The following is an 18,124-nucleotide window of genomic DNA, read 5'->3' as shown; positions in this document are numbered from 1 at the left end:
GACAACCATGTCCGAAACCACCTTCCAGAAAGAACTGGATTTACTGACCGAACTGATCACGGGCCCCTTGATCACTGAAGTCGCCGCCAATGTGCTGCGGCCAGCGCTTGCCGCGTTGTACCCGCACTTGGAAATCAATCCGGCGCTCGCCACGGTCGTGAGTCCGACCTGGGTGATCACCACCGGACACGTGATCCCCGGAAAAAACACCTACGAATCCCTGACCAATGTGCTGATACGCCTGGGGTACACGCGGGGGTACGTGAATTACATCGACGGCGAACACTTTCTGACACTGCATCCGGGTGTCGAACCGATGGTTCAACTGGCCGTGAAGATCGATGCCATCGGCGGCCTGCTCAATTCGCTCGCACCGCTGTTGTTCAATGCATTTCAGCAACAACAGCTCGATTACTGGAACACGCTGATCCGCCCCTCAACGCCGCGATGGCATCAACTCTCGCTGTCGCTGCAAGGCATCTGGAACCTCGACCCGACCCTGGATTGGAACGAAGACGAAAAAGCCATGGCGCGTGCGGTGTTCAGCCAGCCGGATCGGGCAATACGACGGATGACCGACAAGTACCTGACCAAGGCGTGCCTGATCGACATTGACGTGGTGGCAGAACCAGGCACAACGGATAAGCACTCGTGGATTCTCGATGCGGCCGTTCTCGTTGGCACACTCGGCGGGCGGACGTACGTGATCACGCACTCGATCATCGAGGGATTCAAACGTTACGACTCTTTGGACGCATTGGGTAAAAGGCTGCCCACCCAGCAGAACATCCAGTGGCGACTGTATGAGCCCGACGGCCATTTTTTTCATCATCAGGCCTGCGCACTCATTGCCCTGGAAGTCGACGCCATTGGCGACCTTAACCGCCCTGACAAGTCCTCGCCAGTGAACCCGTCATCGCCCTCGAATCCTCATCCCAGGAATTTCACGAGCGGCGACCAACCACCGTCCTCCTACTTCAGCAAAGTCGAAGCCTTGACGCCCAACTGGCTGAAACGTGCTTCACCGGCAGACCTCACCCGCTACAGCCGGCACTTGATGGACATTGCCAACTTGCGAGAAAAGGATGCGGGCAAGACCTTTCTTGACGACATTCCGGCATTGCGCGAATTCACCCTGCAACGGCTGCGCGAGCGGATCATCAAGGATCACCCCGATGCCTCGACGCTCAAGCTTGAGGACGTCGAATTCAGTATCACCAGCGTGGTGGTGATCGGGACCTTTGTCGTACCGACGAAGACCCAGACCCTGCGGCTCTCGCTGGTGGACCTGGCACTGCAAAATCTGGTCGGCCTACCGCTGGGGAACAAGGCTGTGCAGTACAAAAACCGCAACCCGACGCCAGGCTGGATGACCGCCGAGTATCTGGAGCAACTGGTCACTCAGGTGGACATTGGCCAGACCTATCCCGCCCTGATCAAGCGCAAGCTGCTCACCGACACGCAGGACACATCACGCAGGCAAGGCTTGTACAGTCGGCACCTGCGCATCCAGCTGCCGCTGCAAGCGCTGCAACGCAAGATCCGCGGCGAGGAAGGTCTCGACGAGCGCGGTTATCAATACCTGCTGGCGGTCATGCAGGAGGACCCCGCTCTGCGCTATGTCGACGGGCTGGAAATCATCATTCGGCCGTTGGCGTTCGTCACTGGCGACGATGCCGAGAGCTCGGCGGATACGGTCGCGAACATGTTTGTCATCGGGCCACGCTTGGCGACCAAGGGTCCGTGCCTGCTCTACCGACCGCTGCTTGAGCATCCGCTGTTGCAATATCCAGGCGAGGCGAACCTGCTGTATGCGATCAGACACAGCACAATACTGCGGCAATCCATCCTGGCCTGGCTGCCGGACGGCGTGCGTTTCAACTACTCGCAATACGTCTTTCCCGGCGAGCTGCCGGCGGTCTGGACCATTGGCCAATTGCTGGTGGAGCCCAACTCGTTACTCGGCAAGATGGCCAATGTGAGGTTCAGCACCACGGCAGTGGAGGGTGAACCGGTCGCCGCGTTATTCAAAGCCAACGCCGACGCGATCGTCACACTGGCGGATCGCCAATCGGTGTCCAACGCCGAGGCCCGCTGGACCACACTCAAGCACGGTGCGTGGATGATGTTCAGCGTGGCGCTGCCGTTCCTCGGTCGCACAGTGAGTACGACGGCGTGGATCTGGCAAATCATGGACGACTTGCAACAAGCCAACGACGCCTGGACGAACGACGACCACGAGGGGAGCTGGTCGGCCATGACGGATTTGCTACTGACCCTCGGCATGGTGCTCGCCCATCAGGCCGCCGCCCGGCAGAGATCCTCTGCAAAAGTGCTGGAGAAAACCATCGTGGAGCGTCCCGCCTCGCCCGCATTGCCTGCACCCAAGGCGAGCGTGATTCGCCTGCCGGATTGGCAAGCCAGCCTACCCCCCGCCGCCCACGAATCTTCGTTGCACGCGCTCGGCGCGCTGACCTCCAAGGGCCTGGGTGAAGTCCTCGACGGCCTGAGCATTGCCGAACCAGCCAACCTCAAGCCACCGGCGCTCGACCCCGGTGCCTACCAGTATCTGAGGGGGCTCAACCATCAGTGGTACGCCAAAGTCGGTCAGCGTTGGTTCGAAGTCGCGCTCAACGACAACGAAGACGTGCAGATCATCGACTCGCGCAAGACACCGGCGGCCAAAGGTCCGTTATTGATTCATTCAGCCAAGGGGGAGTGGTTTGTCGACATGCGTCTTCGGTTGCGTGGCGGTGGTCGTCGCCAGATGCTCATGCGCCAGAACGAGCAGCGCAAGACAGACTTGAGGCAGAAACTGGAAGCGTTCGACATTCGAAAACGTGAGCTGGAAGTGCAACTGCAAAAAGCTGAAAAAGCCTTCTCCAAATCCAGTCGCCAGGCGCTGGGCGAAACGCTGGATGCGCAGGTGGTGGAGTACGGCGCCTACATCCAACAGGTCAAGGACTTCAACGCACTTGAGCCACTGCAGAACTACCGACCGGTGCTGGTCAGTTGTCTGGATCAGCAATTATCGCTGACGCAAAAATGGTTCGCCCTGCAACACAACAGCTTCAGGGAAGCCATGCGCCAGTCCCTTGCACTGCTCGACCACGAAACATTCGAAAGCGATCGGACGCCTCGCCAGATCCATCAACTCACCAGTGACATGACGCAGGGCTTTATCGACAGAATCGAGTTCGCCCAGGCCCGAATTGATGAAATGACTCGACTGGGCAAGGACGCCAGCGAAATCGCCCGTGATTACTCAATGCACATGCCAGGGTTCAAAATGCAGGATCTGAAAATGTTCCAGATCAGCATTGCTCAAGAGCTGTGCCTCAACGATGCCGCACCGGGTGACTCGGCGTCGGCGCGACAAGCCATGGAGAGAGTTGTCGAAGACGTCTGCCTGACAATCCAGTCGTCCCTGGACCTCACCGCTGAAGGCGAAACTCTGCCATTGCTGGAGCGAATCGACGGTTTCAATGACCTGGTGGAGCAATTTTCCAACCTCGATCAGCGCATTGCCGATCTGGGACCCGAGTTTCCCGATGAACTCCTGGACGCTCCCCTTGACCTCATGCGCGAACGGGTCAAGGCGTTCAACGAACCCACCACGCAGCAATTGGCCCACCTGCTGATTGAACGCAGGCTGCTCGAACCGACACCTGGACCGTCCCGGCCCGCACCACCGCATAGCCGCATCATCAAGACGCGCTTCAAGGGTACGGTGGTCGGCACCCCACGCCAGCGAGTGGCGGGCGAGGAAGCTGATCTGTTTGACGTGAAATCACCCCTGACCGGCCAGGTGATCGCGACCTTTCACGAGAAAACCCCGGGCAACTGGCTTGAGCATGTGCCTGCGCAAACGCCGTCGACGGCACGCCCCAACCTCGACCCCAGTATTCAGAAGGGTTAGATGCTGTTCGACCAGATGGCGTCCTTCAGCCGTCGAACCGAATCGCACGCCAACCAGGCAGGGCGCATTCCGGTGGAAATCGAGGACATGTTCAGTCAACAGGCCCGCCGAATGACAGAAGCGGCCGACGCCATCGAAAACGCCCTGACCGACCTGAACGCCACGGACGGCGGCCAGGTGTCAGCCGTCAACCTGGTCAAGCAGCTCAATGACGGCGCCGCCAGCCTGTACGAAAAGGGGCGTCAGTGCCGAATCAATATGATCAAAAAACAACCACCCACCGCCGCCCGGGTTCAATGGCTGCAGGATCAGGGCCTGGTGGACATTGTTCGGATTCCTGGGCGAACCCGGCTAAAGGGGCAACGAAAGGATTTTCTCGAGGAGTACGAAATCCGCGAGCGCGTAGCAGGCGACAGCAAGGGGGTGCTCTGGTATGCGCACTTTCATTACCCCAAGCCAGACACGCCGATTGATGGCTACACGGCAGCCCATCTGAAAACCGTTTCTCAACGCAAATTGGGCAGTGGGTTCGAAATGAAAACCGCACCGTCCAACAACGAACTGATCGAAATCTATCGCAGCGAAATCAGTCCGCAATTGGCCAAGGCGCTGTTCCTGCCCTCAAAAAACTGACCCATCCCCTGCAGCAGCGAGCATGCTCGCTCCTGCAGGGTTGGGAATGGGGTCAGCGCCAGGCTTTTTTCAACCGCGTCAGCGCCGCCCGGATATCCGCCTCCGGCACCGCTGCAAAGCCAAGCACCAGCCCGGCACGCAAGTCCAGCGGCGTTTGTGAGTCGGGCAGCCAGTAGCTGCTCAGCGGGTTGATCTCGACATCGACACGTGCGGCCTTCTCGACCAGTTCCTGCTCGCGGGCCTTTGAGTCCACTGCCACCGTCAAGTGAAGCCCGGCCGCTACACTCGGCAGCTGGCCGACACCTGAAATGCCCTGGGGCCAATCCGCCATGAGTGTGTTGCGCCGGCTCAAGGCGGCGCGGCGCATCCGGCGGATGTGGCGCTGAAAGTGCCCGGCCGCCATGAATTCAGCCATGACCGCCTGGGTGCTCACTTCGGAGTGCCGGACATCCACCGCACGCCGCCGCGAAAACGCGTCCACCAGCCCCGGAGGTAAAACCAGGTAGCCCAGGCGCAAGGCCGGAAAGGCGACTTTGCCGAAGGTGCCGACATACAGCACCCGCCCCTGCCGATCGAGGGCGGCCAGCGGCGCCAATGGCGCGCCGGTGTAACGGTACTCGCCGTCGTAGTCGTCTTCGACGATCCAACCCTGATTCCGCTCGGCCCAGGCCAGCAATTCAAGACGCCGTGCCAGGCTCATGACGACACCGCTCGGGTACTGGTGCGAAGGGGTGACATACGCCAGCCGGCAATTGCTGTAGGTCGCCAACTCATTGCAGTCGATACCCTCGCTGTCCACCGCCACACCTTGCAGGCGCGCTCCGGCCACGGCGAAGGCATGACCCGCTGCGCGATACCCCGGATTTTCGATAGCCACCCCATCGCCCGACTCCACCAGCAGCTGTGCACAAAGGCTAATCCCTTGCTGCGCCCCACTGGTGATCACAATTTGCTCAGCCGTGCACTGCATACCTCGGGAACTGCGCAGGTACGCGGCAATGAGCCCTCGCAAGCGCTCATCACCTGCCGGGTCGCCATAACACAACTGGTGCAAATCCGGTTTGCGCCAGAAAGCCGCGTTCAGCTTGGCCCACACCTCGAAAGGGAACAGATCGAATGCCGGAACACCCACCCGAAATGCTCGGGGAGGACCGCTCGGCGGCAAGGCCAAATGGTTATTTTCGACCCTCTCCATCGCGCCACTGTGGATAACTTTACTGGATGGAACCACAGGTAAATCCAGCAAATTTGTGGATAACCCTGTGGGTAAGCCTGTTGAAAAGCCTGTGGATACTTTTGTGGATAGTTTTTTTGTCTGCGGCAGTTGAGCCACGTACGTGCCGTCGCCCACTCGCCCTTCAATGAAGCCCTCGGCGTAGAGCTGATCGTAGGCCCTGACCACGCTGTTGCGCGAAATCGCCAACGCGCCAGCCAGATCCCGACTGGCTGGCAACCGGGTGCCGCTGACCAATCGCCCGTCGAGCACCCGTGCGCGCAACGCTTGATAGAGCTGACGACTCAGCCCCTGGCGTCGATCGAGTTCTATGCCCGCCGGGTTGAATGAAAGCGAAAGCGGCACGTCCGTCATGGTAATGGACCTATTAAATGGGTCTTAAATGGCTCTTACAACAGACCAATAGCCTGCCTAGGATGCAAGCAATCGCCAAGGAAAATATCCATGTACACGCCACGTAGTTTTGCCATCGACGATTTGCAGCAGATACAGCAGCAAATGCGGGATACCCGCTTGGCCGTGCTCGTGACCCACGGTGCGCAGGGCTTGCAGGCCAGTCACTTGCCACTGTTGCTGCGTCCGGACGAGGGCGCCAACGGCACTCTCTACGGTCACTTTGCCCGCGCCAATCCACAGTGGAAGGACCTGCAGGACGGCGCCGAGGCGCTGGTGATATTCACCGGCCCCGACGCCTACGTGAGCCCCGGGTTCTATCCGAGCAAGGCCGAACACGGAAAGGCTGTACCGACCTGGAACTACATCGCGGTGCACGCCTATGGCACTGCCGACGTATTCACCGACACCGGACGCCTGCATGACCTGGTCAGTGCATTGACCGATCGCCACGAAACCGGCCGCCCACAGCCGTGGAAGGTCACCGATGCCCCCGCCGACTACATCGACGGCATGCTCAAGGCCATCGTCGGTTTTGCCTTGCCGATCCAACGCCTGGAGGGCAAACGCAAGCTCGGCCAGAACCGCAGCAGCGCAGACATTGCCGGCGTGCGCGAAGGGCTTGCCGCCAGCCCGGATGCCCTGGACCGCGCCCTCGCCCACTTGATGACATAAGGAACACCCATGAGCCAGATAGAAATCCGTCAGGTCAGCGCTGACGATCACGCCGCGTGGCTGCCGTTGTGGCAGGCCTACCTGCGCTTTTACAAAACCGAGTTACCGGAGGCGGTCAGCCAGAGCACCTGGCAGCGCATCCTCGACCCGAGCGAACCGACCCACGCCGCGCTGGCCTGGGCGGATGGCAAAGCGGTGGGCATGGTGCATTTCATCTACCATCGCTCCAACTGGGCCATCGAAAACTCCTGCTATCTGCAAGACTTGCTGGTGGTGCCTGAAACCCGTGGCACCGGTGTCGGCCGCCAGTTGATCGAATTCGTCTATGCCACGGCCAAGGCCGATGGTTGCAGCAAAGTCCACTGGCTGACCCACGAAACCAATGCCACCGCGATCCAGCTCTACGAGCGCATCGCCGAACGCCCGGGTTTCATCCAGTTTCGCAAAGCCATTTAAGGTTCAAGGAGAACACGATGTCGACTTCACTCGCCGATTGGAAAGGCGCCCCGGCCCCCACCGTACAAACCCTCGAAGGGCGCTTCATTCGCCTGGAAAGACTCGACCCGGCGCGACACGGCGACGAGCTGTTCAACGCTTTGCAAGGTCCCGGCGCCGACCCGAAACTGTGGGACTACCTGCCTTACGGCCCGTTCCCGGAGCGCAGCGTCTTCAATGACTGGCTGAACAACCACGCCGCCAGCAGCGACCCGTATTTCTTCAGCGTGGTCGACCGCACCAGCGGTGAAGTGCAAGGCATCCTCAGCCTGATGTCGATCGTACCGTCCCAGGGCCGTATCGAAATTGGACACGTGACCTTCGGCGCGCCGATGCAGCGCTCGCCGAAAAGCACCGAGGCGGTTTACCTGCTGGCCAAAGAATCATTCGCCTTGGGCTACCGTCGCCTGGAGTGGAAATGCAACAACGGCAATGCCCGCTCCAAATACGCGGCAGAACGCCTGGGCTTCAGTTTTGAAGGCGTGTTCCGCCAGCACATGGTAGTCAAGGGACAAAACCGCGATACGGCGTGGTACTCGATCATCGACTCGGAGTGGCCGGCAGTCGCAGCGGGTTTCGAGCGCTGGTTGAGTGATGAGAATCAGTTGGGGGCCGGGCAAGTGAAGACGTTGGCGGAGTGCCGGGGATAAGTCACCGACGTCTGCACAGAGGCCTCCGAGCCCAGGTATGCGAAGGCGCTCTCGGTTCAATCCCTGCGGATGCGCACCACCCCCATCTTCATGCCAAAGGGACGGAACACGGCATTCAGCGATTTGAGTGTCTGGTTCCCTTCCCCATGCTCAATGTGTACCAGTGTGCGCACCGATATCCTGCACATTTTCGCGAACTGAACCTGGTGCATGCCTGTGACCTCGACCCGCAATCGCCGGACGGCTTCGCCGATTTCAAGCGTGCCCTGATTCAACGCTTCCTGAATGCTGTCCAAGAGCACTGCACGTTCAGCGACGGTCATGCTCATTTCAGATGCCACTCTTTCAAACGTTGCTCCAGGTTTTTCAGGGCTACACACGCAACATAATGCATATGCATTGACGTAACAGTCGTAATAAACGCAATAAAATGCAGATCTTCAACACTTTTACCCCGCAAATCTGCAAAACAATGCACACACACCTCAGTTGAAGAATCCTCTGTAGGCTTAAACCAGCAATGAGTACAGCGTCTACAGTGCGCCTGTGGATCGGGACACGTTGATGGTCGATGCCGGCCTGGACCTGAACCTCTCGGCACACAATACGCTGGGCGTGGGTTTGAACGGAGAAAGGGGCAGCGACAGTCGCGGCCATGGCCTGATAGGGCCGTGGCGCATAAGCTTTTGAGCGGCGACGAAATTCGGGCAAAAAAAAGGGGAGCACCCGCTCCCCCGAGGATTAAAACGTTGTGACCGAGGCTGTTAGATCAGCCTTCGATCTCGATCAGGATTTCGCCCGGGTTTACCCGGTCGCCCTTGGCCACGTGAATGGCGGTGACCTTGCCGGCAATGGCTGCCTGGACTTCGGTTTCCATTTTCATGGCTTCGGTGATCAGTACGGCCTGGCCAGCCTTGACGGTGTCGCCTTCCTTGACCAGTACGTCGACGATGTTGCCCGGCATGGTGGTGCTGACATGGCCCGGTGCAGTCGCTTGCTTGCGCTTGCTACTGCCACCGCCGACGAATTCGTTCAGCGGCTCGAACACCACTTCCTCCGGCATGCCGTCGATGGACAGATAGAAGTGACGCTTGCCTTCGGCCTTCACGCCGACACCGGTGATGTCGACACGGTAGGTTTCGCCGTGGACGTCGATGACGAACTCGGTCGGTACGCCTTCACCACCGGCGGAAGCGACCTTGCCGGCTTCCGGAATCGGCAACAGCACTTCCGGAGTCAGGGTGCCGGCAGCGCGTTCCTCGAGGAACTTGCGGCCAATGTCCGGGAACATGGCGAAGGTCAGCACGTCTTCTTCGGACTTGGCCAACGCACCGATCTCTTCACGCAGCTTGGCCATTTCCGGCTTGAGCAGGTCGGCTGGACGCACGTCGATGACGTCTTCGCTGCCAATGGCCTGGCGACGCAGTTGCTCGTTCACGGTGCCCGGTGCCTTGCCGTAGCCACCTTGCAGGTACAGCTTCACTTCGTTGGTGATGGTCTTGTAGCGCTCGCCGGCCAGCACGTTGAAGAACGCCTGGGTACCCACGATCTGTGAAGTCGGAGTCACTAGCGGCGGGAAGCCGAGGTCTTCGCGCACCCGCGGGATTTCTGCCAACACTTCGCCCATCCGGTTCAGGGCGCCCTGTTCCTTGAGCTGGTTGGCCAGGTTGGAAATCATCCCGCCTGGAACCTGGTTGACCTGCACGCGGGTATCGACTGCGGTGAATTCACTTTCGAACTGGTGGTACTTCTTGCGCACGGCGTAGAAGTACAAACCAATCTCTTGCAGCAGTTCCAGGTTCAAGCCGGTGTCGAACTCGCTGCCCTTGAGGGCAGCGACCATCGACTCGGTGCCCGGGTGGCTGGTACCCCAGGCGAAGCTGGAGATGGCGGTGTCAATGTGGTCGGCACCGTTTTCGATTGCCTTGAGCTGGCACATCGCGGCGAGGCCGGCGGTGTCGTGGGAGTGGATGAACACCGGCAACGACTGCTCGGCCTTCAATGCCTTGACCAGTTCGCCCGTGGCGTACGGGGTCAGCAGGCCGGCCATGTCCTTGATCGCCACCGAGTCGCAACCCATGGCTTCCATTTGTTTGGCTTGTGCCACGAACGCCTCGATGGTGTGCACTGGGCTCGTGGTGTAGGCGATGGTGCCCTGGGCATGTTTGCCGGAGGCTTTCACGGCTTCGATGGCCACGCGCAGGTTACGCACATCGTTCATGGCATCGAAGATGCGGAACACATCGATGCCGTTGACCGCGGCCTTGGCGACGAAGGCCTTGACCACGTCATCGCTGTAGTGGCGGTAGCCCAGCAGGTTCTGGCCGCGCAGCAGCATTTGCAGGCGTGTGTTGGGCAGCGCGGCGCGCAGTTGGCGCAGGCGCTCCCACGGATCTTCCTTGAGGAAGCGTACGCAGGCGTCAAACGTGGCGCCGCCCCAGCACTCCAGCGACCAGTAGCCGACTTTGTCGAGCTTGTCGCAGATCGGCAGCATGTCTTCGGTGCGCATGCGGGTCGCGAGCAGCGATTGGTGGGCGTCGCGCAGGATGGTGTCAGTAACGAAGATCTTCTTAGTCATTGGTATCTCCTCATAGCGGCAAGCTTCGAGCTACAAGCGTCAAGCAAAAGCAGATCGGCTTTTACTTGCAGCTTGCAGCTCGGCGCTTGCAGCTGTTTCATTCATAGGCCTGCGTGGGCGGCGATGGCGGCGGCGATGGCCAGGGCCAGCTCTTCGGGTTTGCGCTTGATCGAGTAGTTGGTCAGTTCAGGGTGGCTTTCAACGAAGCTGGTGTTGAACTGGCCGCTACGAAATTCCGGGTTGCGCAGGATTTCCTGGTAGTACGCGGCGGTGGTCTTGACCCCTTGCAGACGCATGTCGTCGAGGGCGCGCAAGCCACGGTCCATCGCTTCTTCCCAAGTCAGCGCCCACACCACCAGTTTCAGGCACATGGAGTCGTAGAATGGCGGAATGGTGTAGCCGGTGTAGATCGCCGTGTCGGTGCGCACGCCGGGACCGCCGGGCGCGTAGTAACGGGTGATCTTGCCGAAGCTGGGCAGGAAGTTGTTTTTCGGGTCTTCGGCATTGATCCGGAACTGCAGCGCGAAGCCACGGTGCTGGATGTCTTCCTGTTTTACCGAGAGCGGCAAGCCGGAAGCGATGCGGATCTGCTCACGGACGATGTCGATGCCCGTGATTTCTTCGGTGATGGTGTGTTCCACCTGCACCCGGGTGTTCATCTCCATGAAGTACACCTCGCCCTCGGCGAGCAGGAACTCCACGGTGCCGGCATTCTCGTAGCCCACGGCCTTGGCGGCGCGCACCGACAGGTCACCAATGTAGGCGCGCTGTTCGGGGGTCAGTTGCGGGCTCGGGGCGATCTCGATGAGCTTCTGGTTGCGGCGCTGGATCGAGCAGTCACGCTCGAACAGATGCACCACATTGCCAAAGCTGTCGCCGAGGATCTGCGCTTCGATGTGCTTGGGGTTTACGATGCATTTTTCCAGGAACACTTCCGCCGAACCGAACGCCTTGGTGGCCTCGGAAATCACTCGAGGGAAAGCCTGTTCAAGTTCCTCGCGGCTGTTGCAGCGACGGATACCACGGCCGCCACCACCGGAGGTCGCCTTGAGCATCACCGGATAACCGATGCGGTCGCCTTCGGTGAGGGCTTCTTCGATGCCGGATACGTTGCCTTCGGTGCCCGGAGTCACCGGTACGCCGGCCTTGATCATGCTGCGACGAGCTTCGGTCTTGTCCCCCATGCGGCGGATGACTTCAGCCGAGGGGCCGATGAATTTGATGCCGCGTTCGGCGCAAATCTCTGCCAGCTCGGCGTTTTCCGACAGGAAACCATAGCCGGGATGCAAGGCATCGCAGCCAGTTTCCACCGCCAGGTTCACCAGCTTGCGCGGGTTCAGGTACCCGGCCAGTGGCTCGGCGCCAATGCTGTGAGCCTCGTCTGCACGCTTCACGTGCAGCGCATGGCGGTCGGCATCAGAGAAAATCGCCACCGAGCGGATGCCCATCTCGGCGCAGGCTCGCACGATGCGGACGGCAATCTCACCACGGTTGGCGATCAGGATCTTTGTTATCACTTGGAGTTTCCCTTGAGCCGCTGGTACCCACGACCTGCTAGACCAGGTCGACGCGTGACCAAATGTTTCAATTTAGTCGCAGCCCCACACTAGCCCGCACAAGGGATTAACAAAAATGATTAATTATTGGGTCATGCATAAGTAAAGACTTATAGTTGAACCATCAGCCTGCGGCAGGAGCGTTCGGATAATGCGTAAGTCATTGATGCGTATGACATTGCGTCAATTGCAGATTTTCAATGAGGTCTGTGACCTGCGTTCATACAGCCGCGCCGCCGACGAAATGTCACTCACTCAACCCGCCGTGAGCCTGCAGATTCGTCAGCTCGAAGAGCTGATTGGCCAGCCTCTGTTCGATTACGTCGGCAAAAAGCTCTACATGACCGAAGCCGCTGAAGCGCTTCAGCGAGCCAGTCGCGACATCTTCGGTCGCCTGGAAAATCTCGACATGCAGCTGTCGGACATGCAGGGTTCGTTGCAGGGCCAACTGAAACTGGCCATCGAATCCAGCGCGAAATATTTCGTGCCGCACTTGTTTGCCGCGTTCAAGCGCCAGCATCCGGAGGTCAACCTGCAACTGACGGTGGTCAACCGTGGGCAGGTGATCCGCCGCCTCTCGGACAACCGCGATGACTTGGTGATCATGTCCATGGTTCCGCAGGACATGGGACTGGAATTCCTGCCATTCCTCAACAATCCGATCGTCGCGGCGGCGCCGCCCGATCATCCGCTGTGTCACATGGGCCCGCTGCGCTTGCAGGATCTGGAACCCTATACCTTGCTGCTGCGCGAGCCCGGCTCCGGTACGCGCATGGCCTGCGAGGAGTATTTCAAGGAGAAGCGCGTGCACTTCAACCAGACTCAGGAGGTCTCGTCGGCCGAAGCTCAAAGGGAATGCGTGTTGGCGGGTCTGGGCGTCGCGCTGATGACGCGCCACGCCCTGAACCTGGAATTGGCGACCGGTGGTTTGATTGAGTTACCGGTCGAGGAGCTGCCGCTGTTTCGCAGTTGGTGCCTGGTCCAGGCCAAGGCCAAGCGGCTGTCGCCGGTGGCCCACGCATTCCTTGCGTTCATCCGCAGCGAACGGGTGCAGATCAGCGCCCTGGTTGAGCGTTTCGACGGGAAGTTGCGGGAGTTGCCTGCCAGTAGTTGAGTTCCAGCTCTGGAAAATCACCGATCTCGGCCATTAACTGGCGGCGCTCGCAGCGATCTTCGATGGCGCGGCGAAACTCCATGCGGCGCTGGTCTTCCTGTTGACGACGGGTTCTGACAGCGCTGTTGCGTTCTTCGTAGGGCTGGGCCATTTCGAGTCTCCCAAGGCGAGTACGGGAGTTACAGGATGGGCGCGGGGGATGACCGTTTGGCGGCGGGGGCGTGACAGACTCGTGAAAGTTGTCGATCTGGAGGGAATTATCGCGAGCAGGCTCGCTCCCACAATGGATTGGTGTCCACAAGGCAACCTGTGGGAGCGAGCCTGCTCCGGGCGGCGTTCCGACGATCAAGGTCGATACGACCTTGCCATGACGCCAGTCATCAATCATCCAGCGCTTTCACCGCCTTTGGCGACAAGCGCAAGCTGCGCAGACTGCGCTTGACGCTCTTGAGGTGGTTGACCAGGCTCGGCCCGCGCGCCATGGCCACGCCCATCGCCAGCACGTCGATCACCACCAGGTGAGCGATGCGCGAAGTCAGCGGCGTATAAATTTCGGTGTCTTCGTGCACGTCGATGGCCAGATTGACCGTCGACAACTCGGCAAGCGGCGTCTGGCTCGGGCACAGGGTAATCAACGAGGCGCCGCTTTCGCGCACCAGGTTGGCCGTAATCAGCAAGTCCTTGGAGCGCCCCGACTGGGAAATGCAGATCGCCACGTCGCTTGGCTTGAGCGTCACCGCCGACATCGCCTGCATGTGCGGGTCGGAATACGCCGCCGCCGTCAGCAGCAGGCGAAAGAACTTGTGCTGCGCATCCGCCGCCACCGCGCCGGATGCACCGAAGCCATAAAATTCGACACGCTGCGCCTGGGACATGAGCGACACGGCCCGTTGCAACTCCACCGGATCGAGCTTCTCGCGAACCTCCATCAGGGTGTGCAGCGTGGTATCGAAAATCTTCAGGCTGTAGTCGGCGACGGAGTCATCTTCATGGATGGCGAACTGGCCAAAACTCGCCCCCGCCGCCAGGCTCTGCGCCAGCTTGAGTTTCAGATCCTGAAACCCGGAGCAACCGATGGCACGACAGAAGCGCACGATGGTCGGCTCGCTGATACCCACGCTGTGGGCCAGATCGGCCATGGAACTGTGCATCACCGCCGCAGGGTCAAGCAGCACATGGTCGGCGACCTTGAGCTCCGACTTGCGTAACAGGTGACGTGACTGGGCGATGTGTTGCAGCAGATTCAAGGGCCTGGACTCTTTGTTATGGGCAGGTGCCGGAGATGTAGCACGCTTGTAGTTATACTACATGAATCGGCTTTTTGCCTGCTCAAATGCGTGACCAGATCCCTTATTTTCCGGCATGTGCGTTCCATGTAGCACTTTTTGACAGCGTTTTTTAATGTCGGCACGCGCCTATCAAACGAACAACGTTTTCAGTTCAAATCCTTGAAAATTTTAAAAAGCTTCTTCCGCAACTAATCCCACATACAACACGACAACTTACAAATACCTGATAATAACAACTTCCAAATAACCAGAACCTTCGTTAAGTTAATCGGGCAGGACGCAACTAACTTAATTAAAAGGAACTACACTAATGTTTATCGAAACCAAAAATTGGACCGCACAAATCAACCAACTGCCCGACTCGGAATTTTTCCGCACTGACGGCACCGTAATCGTTCCGCACGCTGGCGTTACCCCACGGCTTGTTATGACTCCCATTCAGGACAAATCGTTTAACCTGCGACTTGAGTTGAAACTTGATGTCATCGACGAACCAGCCGCTCAAATTCGCGTTGAAAAGAGTGTTGAGTACGTAGCATCCGGCAAGTCTAACGTCACTGGCGTTGATATCTTCTTTGAAGGTGCATTACTGCACCACATTGATACGATCATTATGCCGCGTTAATGCGTCACCGGTAAAACTCGGAGTTCTTCACCCGTTCCCTGCAACTGATGGAGAACTCCAACTCAGTTACATTGCGCTCGCAACAAGACCGCCAGCCCATCCGCTTCAATCGGCCGACTGATCAGGTAGCCCTGCACCTCATCGCAGCGCTCACCCTGGAGAAACTCCAGCTGCTCCTGCTTCTCGACCCCCTCGGCCACCACCTTCAACGACAACCCATGCGCCATCGCAATGATCGCCCGGGTAATAGCCGCGTCCACCGTGCCCTCCCCCAGGCCGCGAATGAACGACTGATCGATCTTCACGTAGTCCACCGGAATCCGCTTGAGGTAACTCAGGGACGAGTAGCCGGTGCCGAAGTCATCAATCGCCAGTTTCACGCCCAGGTCCCGCAGTTGCTGGAAGGTCGCGATGATGTGTTCGACGCTGTCCAGCAAGTGGCTTTCGGTCAGTTCCAGTTCCAGGTAGTGCGGCGCCAGGCCAGTTTCTTCCAGCACCTGACGCACCAGGCTGACCAGTTTGCCCTGGCGCAGTTGATGCACCGACAGGTTCACCGACACCCGTATAGGCTCCAGGCCCTGGCGCTGCCACTCGCAGGCCTGCCAGCACGCCTGTCGTAACACAAACTCACCGATCGGGCCGATCAACCCGGTTTCCTCGGCCAGGCCGATGAAGTCTCCCGGCGGGACGTTGCCTAATAGAGGGTGATCCCAACGCACCAGCGCCTCAGCAGCATTCAGCCGGCCGGTGGCGAGGCACAGTTTGGGTTGATAGAAGACGTTCAGCTGCTTTTCTTCAATGGCTTTGCGCAGCCGGTTTTCCAGTTGCAGGCGCTCAAGGGTGCTGGCTTGAAGGCTGTCGGTGTAGAACTGGAAATTGTTGCCGCCCAGGTGCTTGGCGTGTTGCATGGCCATGTTCGACTGGCTCACCAGGGCGGAGATTTCCCGCGCATTGTCCGGCAGCATGCTGATGCCCATGGAGGCGCTGACCACCAGTTCATGCCCGTCGACCGTCACCGGCACGCGCAGCTTGGTCGACAGTCGCGTCGCCACCCGCGCCAGGCTCGAGAGTGTGCCGTAGGCGTCGAACAGCACGGCGAATTCATCGCCGGACAGCCGTGCGATGGTGTCCGCCTCCGGCAGCGCGTTGACCAGACGCCGGGACATTTTCTGCAACAGCTGGTCGGCGATTTCATGGCCCAAACTGTCGTTGAGCAATTTGAAGCGGTCGAGGTTAATGTGCAGCAACGCCAGGCTACGACCGCCCTGGCGCACACGCTGATGCGCCTCCCTCAGGCGTTCGTGGAACAGCGAGCGGTTGGCCAGGCCAGTCAGTTCGTCGTAGTGAGTCAGATAGCGCATGCGCTCTTCAGATTCACGTCGCGCTGAGAGATCGGCGAAGAAGCCCACGATATGGCTGATATTTCCTCGGTTATCGCGCACAACGTTCAATTGCAGCCACTGCGGATACAGCTCGCCATTCTTGCGCGTTTCTACCAGCTCGCCTTGCCAACTGCCATGCTGCTCCAGTGCCTGATGGATCGCCCCGTAGTGCCGGCGGGCATCGCGACTGCATGGCAGCTCGACAACGTTGCACCCGATCATGTCTTCCAGGTCATAACCGCTTAAACGGCTGAACGCCTGGTTGACCGCGATGAGGGCGTAGTTCGGGTCGAAAATCATGATGCCTTCACTGGCCGCCTCGAACACCGTCGCCGCCAGTTGCTGCTGCGCCTCGAGGTTTTTACTGGCAGTGATGTCGCGGCGGGTGCCGACCATGCGGATCACCCGGCCATTTTCGGTACGCTCGACCGCGCGCCCCCGGTCCTCGATCCAGACCCAGTGACCCGCCCCATGGCGCACCCGGTACTCAATCTGATAATCCTCGCTGCGGCCCTTCAAGTGCTCGACGAGAGCCCGCTTGAGTCCTGGCACGTCCTCCGGGTGCAAACGCGGCGTGAGATGACCAAGCATCGCCGTAATGAACTCCGGATCGAGGCCAAACAGCTCCTGCAGATGCGTGTGGTGAACCTCGTCGGTCTGCAGGTTCCAGTCCCACAACCCCAATTCGCTGGCTTTCAACGCGAGCGCCAGCCGCGCCTCACTTTTTCCCAGAGCATGGTTGGCGGCGTCCAGCTCAAGGCCGCGCTCGTCGACGCGGATTTGCAGCCCGGTCTGGATTTCACGTAACTCATCTTCAGCACGGCGACGCTGCTCGATTTCCCTGGCCAGCTCCTGGTTCAGTTGATCGCTTTGGTTTTGCGCGGCCTGCAAGTGTTCAATCAGCGCCTGGTTCTGGAAACGACGCAGCAAGCCGCCATCGATCAGCCGATTGACCTGCCAGGCCACGACACTCAATGCCCCCAGCAGGATCAGTCCGAACCAGCCCCAACCCTGCCCTTGTGAGTCACCGCCCCAGAAAAGGTAAGCGATGGCAGGCAAGAGGCATGGCAAGGTGAACGAAAGGAACGCAGGAAGGCTGACTGCGTAGGCCACACTGGCCGAAAGCGCCGCCGCGCCGATGAGGCCAAACACCCAGGCCTGCTGGATGAAATCGTCGGCGGGGACCAGGGCGATGCCGGCGCCGGCCAGCGTCAGCCCGGTCATGGCCGAGCCCAGCAGGAACATGCGACGCCAGACGGGATGAGCCTGGCGGTGAGGTATCGCCGAATCGAAGGCCGCCACCTGGATGACGCGCAACGCCACCAGCGAGAGCAACCACACCAGCCAGACGGTGACCACGAAATAGCGCTGTGGACTCCACAGCAGGCCTGCACAGACCAGTCCATTGATCAGCATGAACAGTGTCGGCAACAGCGAGCCTTGATAAAGCAGGCGCGTACGCTCGACCGCCATTTCCATGGCGTACTGTTTGCGAATAACCCGGGGCTCCACAACAGGGCCCGACAGGTCGGAGCTGAGGGTCATAGACAATATTCTTGTTCTTATAAGGATGAGCTGAGT

The 18,124-nt window shown here is 59.6% G+C and carries 14 protein-coding genes; 7 read left to right on the top strand and 7 right to left on the bottom strand.

The genetic code is table 11. The annotated features are described in order from the left end of the window. The first annotated feature begins 7 nt into the window (after positions 1–7). Complete coding sequence (locus AB4O36_RS26455; RefSeq protein WP_460140638.1) at positions 8–3,919, top strand: dermonecrotic toxin domain-containing protein; 3,912 nt, start codon at positions 8–10, stop codon at positions 3,917–3,919. Continuing rightward, the gene (locus AB4O36_RS26450; protein ID WP_460140637.1) at positions 3,920–4,552 is read left to right on the top strand and encodes a hypothetical protein; all 633 of its coding nucleotides are present in this window, start codon (positions 3,920–3,922) and stop codon (positions 4,550–4,552) included. Positions 4,553–4,604: 52 nt separating this feature from the next. On the opposite strand, the gene pdxR is transcribed toward AB4O36_RS26450, so the two are convergent. After that, a complete protein-coding gene (gene pdxR, locus AB4O36_RS26445) occupies positions 4,605–6,140 on the bottom strand; it encodes a MocR-like pyridoxine biosynthesis transcription factor PdxR (RefSeq protein WP_460119602.1) in 1,536 nt (511 codons plus the stop codon). Positions 6,141–6,230: 90 nt separating this feature from the next. On the opposite strand from pdxR, the gene AB4O36_RS26440 reads away from it, so the two are divergent. The 3 genes from AB4O36_RS26440 to AB4O36_RS26430 are packed head-to-tail and all read left to right on the top strand — an operon-like array spanning position 6,231 to position 7,999. Further along, positions 6,231–6,854 carry an FMN-binding negative transcriptional regulator gene (locus AB4O36_RS26440; protein ID WP_460140636.1) on the top strand — a complete coding sequence of 208 codons (624 nt, stop codon included), beginning with the start codon at positions 6,231–6,233 and terminating at the stop codon, positions 6,852–6,854. A 9-nt stretch (positions 6,855–6,863) separates the two neighbouring features. Continuing rightward, a complete protein-coding gene (locus tag AB4O36_RS26435; RefSeq protein WP_460119599.1) occupies positions 6,864–7,310 on the top strand; it encodes an N-acetyltransferase family protein in 447 nt (148 codons plus the stop codon). Positions 7,311–7,327: 17 nt separating this feature from the next. Further along, complete coding sequence (locus AB4O36_RS26430) at positions 7,328–7,999, top strand: GNAT family N-acetyltransferase (RefSeq protein WP_460140635.1); 672 nt, start codon at positions 7,328–7,330, stop codon at positions 7,997–7,999. Positions 8,000–8,055: 56 nt separating this feature from the next. Here the strand turns inward: AB4O36_RS26430 and AB4O36_RS26425 are convergent, their stop codons facing one another. From AB4O36_RS26425 to AB4O36_RS26415, 3 genes are all read right to left on the bottom strand, one after another. Beyond that, the gene (locus AB4O36_RS26425; RefSeq protein WP_460119596.1) at positions 8,056–8,328 is read right to left on the bottom strand and encodes a transcriptional regulator; all 273 of its coding nucleotides are present in this window, start codon (positions 8,326–8,328) and stop codon (positions 8,056–8,058) included. Positions 8,329–8,768: 440 nt separating this feature from the next. Beyond that, entirely contained in the window at positions 8,769–10,577 is a 1,809-nt protein-coding gene (oadA, locus tag AB4O36_RS26420; protein ID WP_460119594.1) for a sodium-extruding oxaloacetate decarboxylase subunit alpha, read from the bottom strand. A 101-nt stretch (positions 10,578–10,678) separates the two neighbouring features. After that, complete coding sequence (locus AB4O36_RS26415) at positions 10,679–12,094, bottom strand: acetyl-CoA carboxylase biotin carboxylase subunit (RefSeq protein ID WP_460119592.1); 1,416 nt, start codon at positions 12,092–12,094, stop codon at positions 10,679–10,681. A 190-nt stretch (positions 12,095–12,284) separates the two neighbouring features. On the opposite strand from AB4O36_RS26415, the gene AB4O36_RS26410 reads away from it, so the two are divergent. Then, positions 12,285–13,247 (top strand): LysR family transcriptional regulator, encoded by a 963-nt coding sequence (locus tag AB4O36_RS26410; protein WP_460119590.1) that lies wholly within the window; start codon positions 12,285–12,287, stop codon positions 13,245–13,247. Here the strand turns inward: AB4O36_RS26410 and AB4O36_RS26405 are convergent. Both AB4O36_RS26405 and hexR read right to left on the bottom strand, forming a co-directional pair. Further along, on the bottom strand, positions 13,189–13,398 hold the full coding sequence (locus AB4O36_RS26405; protein WP_460119588.1) for a PA3496 family putative envelope integrity protein: 210 nt from the start codon (positions 13,396–13,398) through the stop codon (positions 13,189–13,191). The genes AB4O36_RS26410 and AB4O36_RS26405 overlap by 59 nt on opposite strands. Positions 13,399–13,627: 229 nt before the next feature. Continuing rightward, complete coding sequence (gene hexR, locus AB4O36_RS26400) at positions 13,628–14,494, bottom strand: transcriptional regulator HexR (RefSeq protein ID WP_192307191.1); 867 nt, start codon at positions 14,492–14,494, stop codon at positions 13,628–13,630. A 352-nt stretch (positions 14,495–14,846) separates the two neighbouring features. Here hexR and AB4O36_RS26395 point away from each other — a divergent pair, with 352 nt between their 5' ends. Then, positions 14,847–15,161 (top strand): hypothetical protein, encoded by a 315-nt coding sequence (locus AB4O36_RS26395; protein WP_460140634.1) that lies wholly within the window; start codon positions 14,847–14,849, stop codon positions 15,159–15,161. Between the two features lie 62 nt (positions 15,162–15,223). Here the strand turns inward: AB4O36_RS26395 and AB4O36_RS26390 are convergent, their stop codons facing one another. After that, complete coding sequence (locus AB4O36_RS26390) at positions 15,224–18,088, bottom strand: EAL domain-containing protein (protein ID WP_460140633.1); 2,865 nt, start codon at positions 18,086–18,088, stop codon at positions 15,224–15,226. Positions 18,089–18,124: the final 36 nt, after the last annotated feature.

The sequence above is a fragment of the Pseudomonas sp. S2_E01 genome (assembly GCF_054668365.1).
This window is presented reverse-complemented; position numbering and strand designations above follow the sequence as displayed.

What these genes read in the sequence shown, in the direction of transcription:
- AB4O36_RS26455 (WP_460140638.1), top strand. Translation starts at nt 8, where the DNA reads ATGTCCGAAACCACCTTCCAGAAAGAACTGGATTTACTGACCGAACTG.
- AB4O36_RS26450 (WP_460140637.1), top strand. Translation starts at nt 3,920, where the DNA reads ATGCTGTTCGACCAGATGGCGTCCTTCAGCCGTCGAACCGAATCGCAC.
- pdxR (WP_460119602.1), bottom strand. Translation starts at nt 6,140, where the DNA reads ATGACGGACGTGCCGCTTTCGCTTTCATTCAACCCGGCGGGCATAGAA.
- AB4O36_RS26440 (WP_460140636.1), top strand. Translation starts at nt 6,231, where the DNA reads ATGTACACGCCACGTAGTTTTGCCATCGACGATTTGCAGCAGATACAG.
- AB4O36_RS26435 (WP_460119599.1), top strand. Translation starts at nt 6,864, where the DNA reads ATGAGCCAGATAGAAATCCGTCAGGTCAGCGCTGACGATCACGCCGCG.
- AB4O36_RS26430 (WP_460140635.1), top strand. Translation starts at nt 7,328, where the DNA reads ATGTCGACTTCACTCGCCGATTGGAAAGGCGCCCCGGCCCCCACCGTA.
- AB4O36_RS26425 (WP_460119596.1), bottom strand. Translation starts at nt 8,328, where the DNA reads ATGAGCATGACCGTCGCTGAACGTGCAGTGCTCTTGGACAGCATTCAG.
- oadA (WP_460119594.1), bottom strand. Translation starts at nt 10,577, where the DNA reads ATGACTAAGAAGATCTTCGTTACTGACACCATCCTGCGCGACGCCCAC.
- AB4O36_RS26410 (WP_460119590.1), top strand. Translation starts at nt 12,285, where the DNA reads ATGCGTAAGTCATTGATGCGTATGACATTGCGTCAATTGCAGATTTTC.
- AB4O36_RS26405 (WP_460119588.1), bottom strand. Translation starts at nt 13,398, where the DNA reads ATGGCCCAGCCCTACGAAGAACGCAACAGCGCTGTCAGAACCCGTCGT.
- AB4O36_RS26395 (WP_460140634.1), top strand. Translation starts at nt 14,847, where the DNA reads ATGTTTATCGAAACCAAAAATTGGACCGCACAAATCAACCAACTGCCC.
- AB4O36_RS26390 (WP_460140633.1), bottom strand. Translation starts at nt 18,088, where the DNA reads ATGACCCTCAGCTCCGACCTGTCGGGCCCTGTTGTGGAGCCCCGGGTT.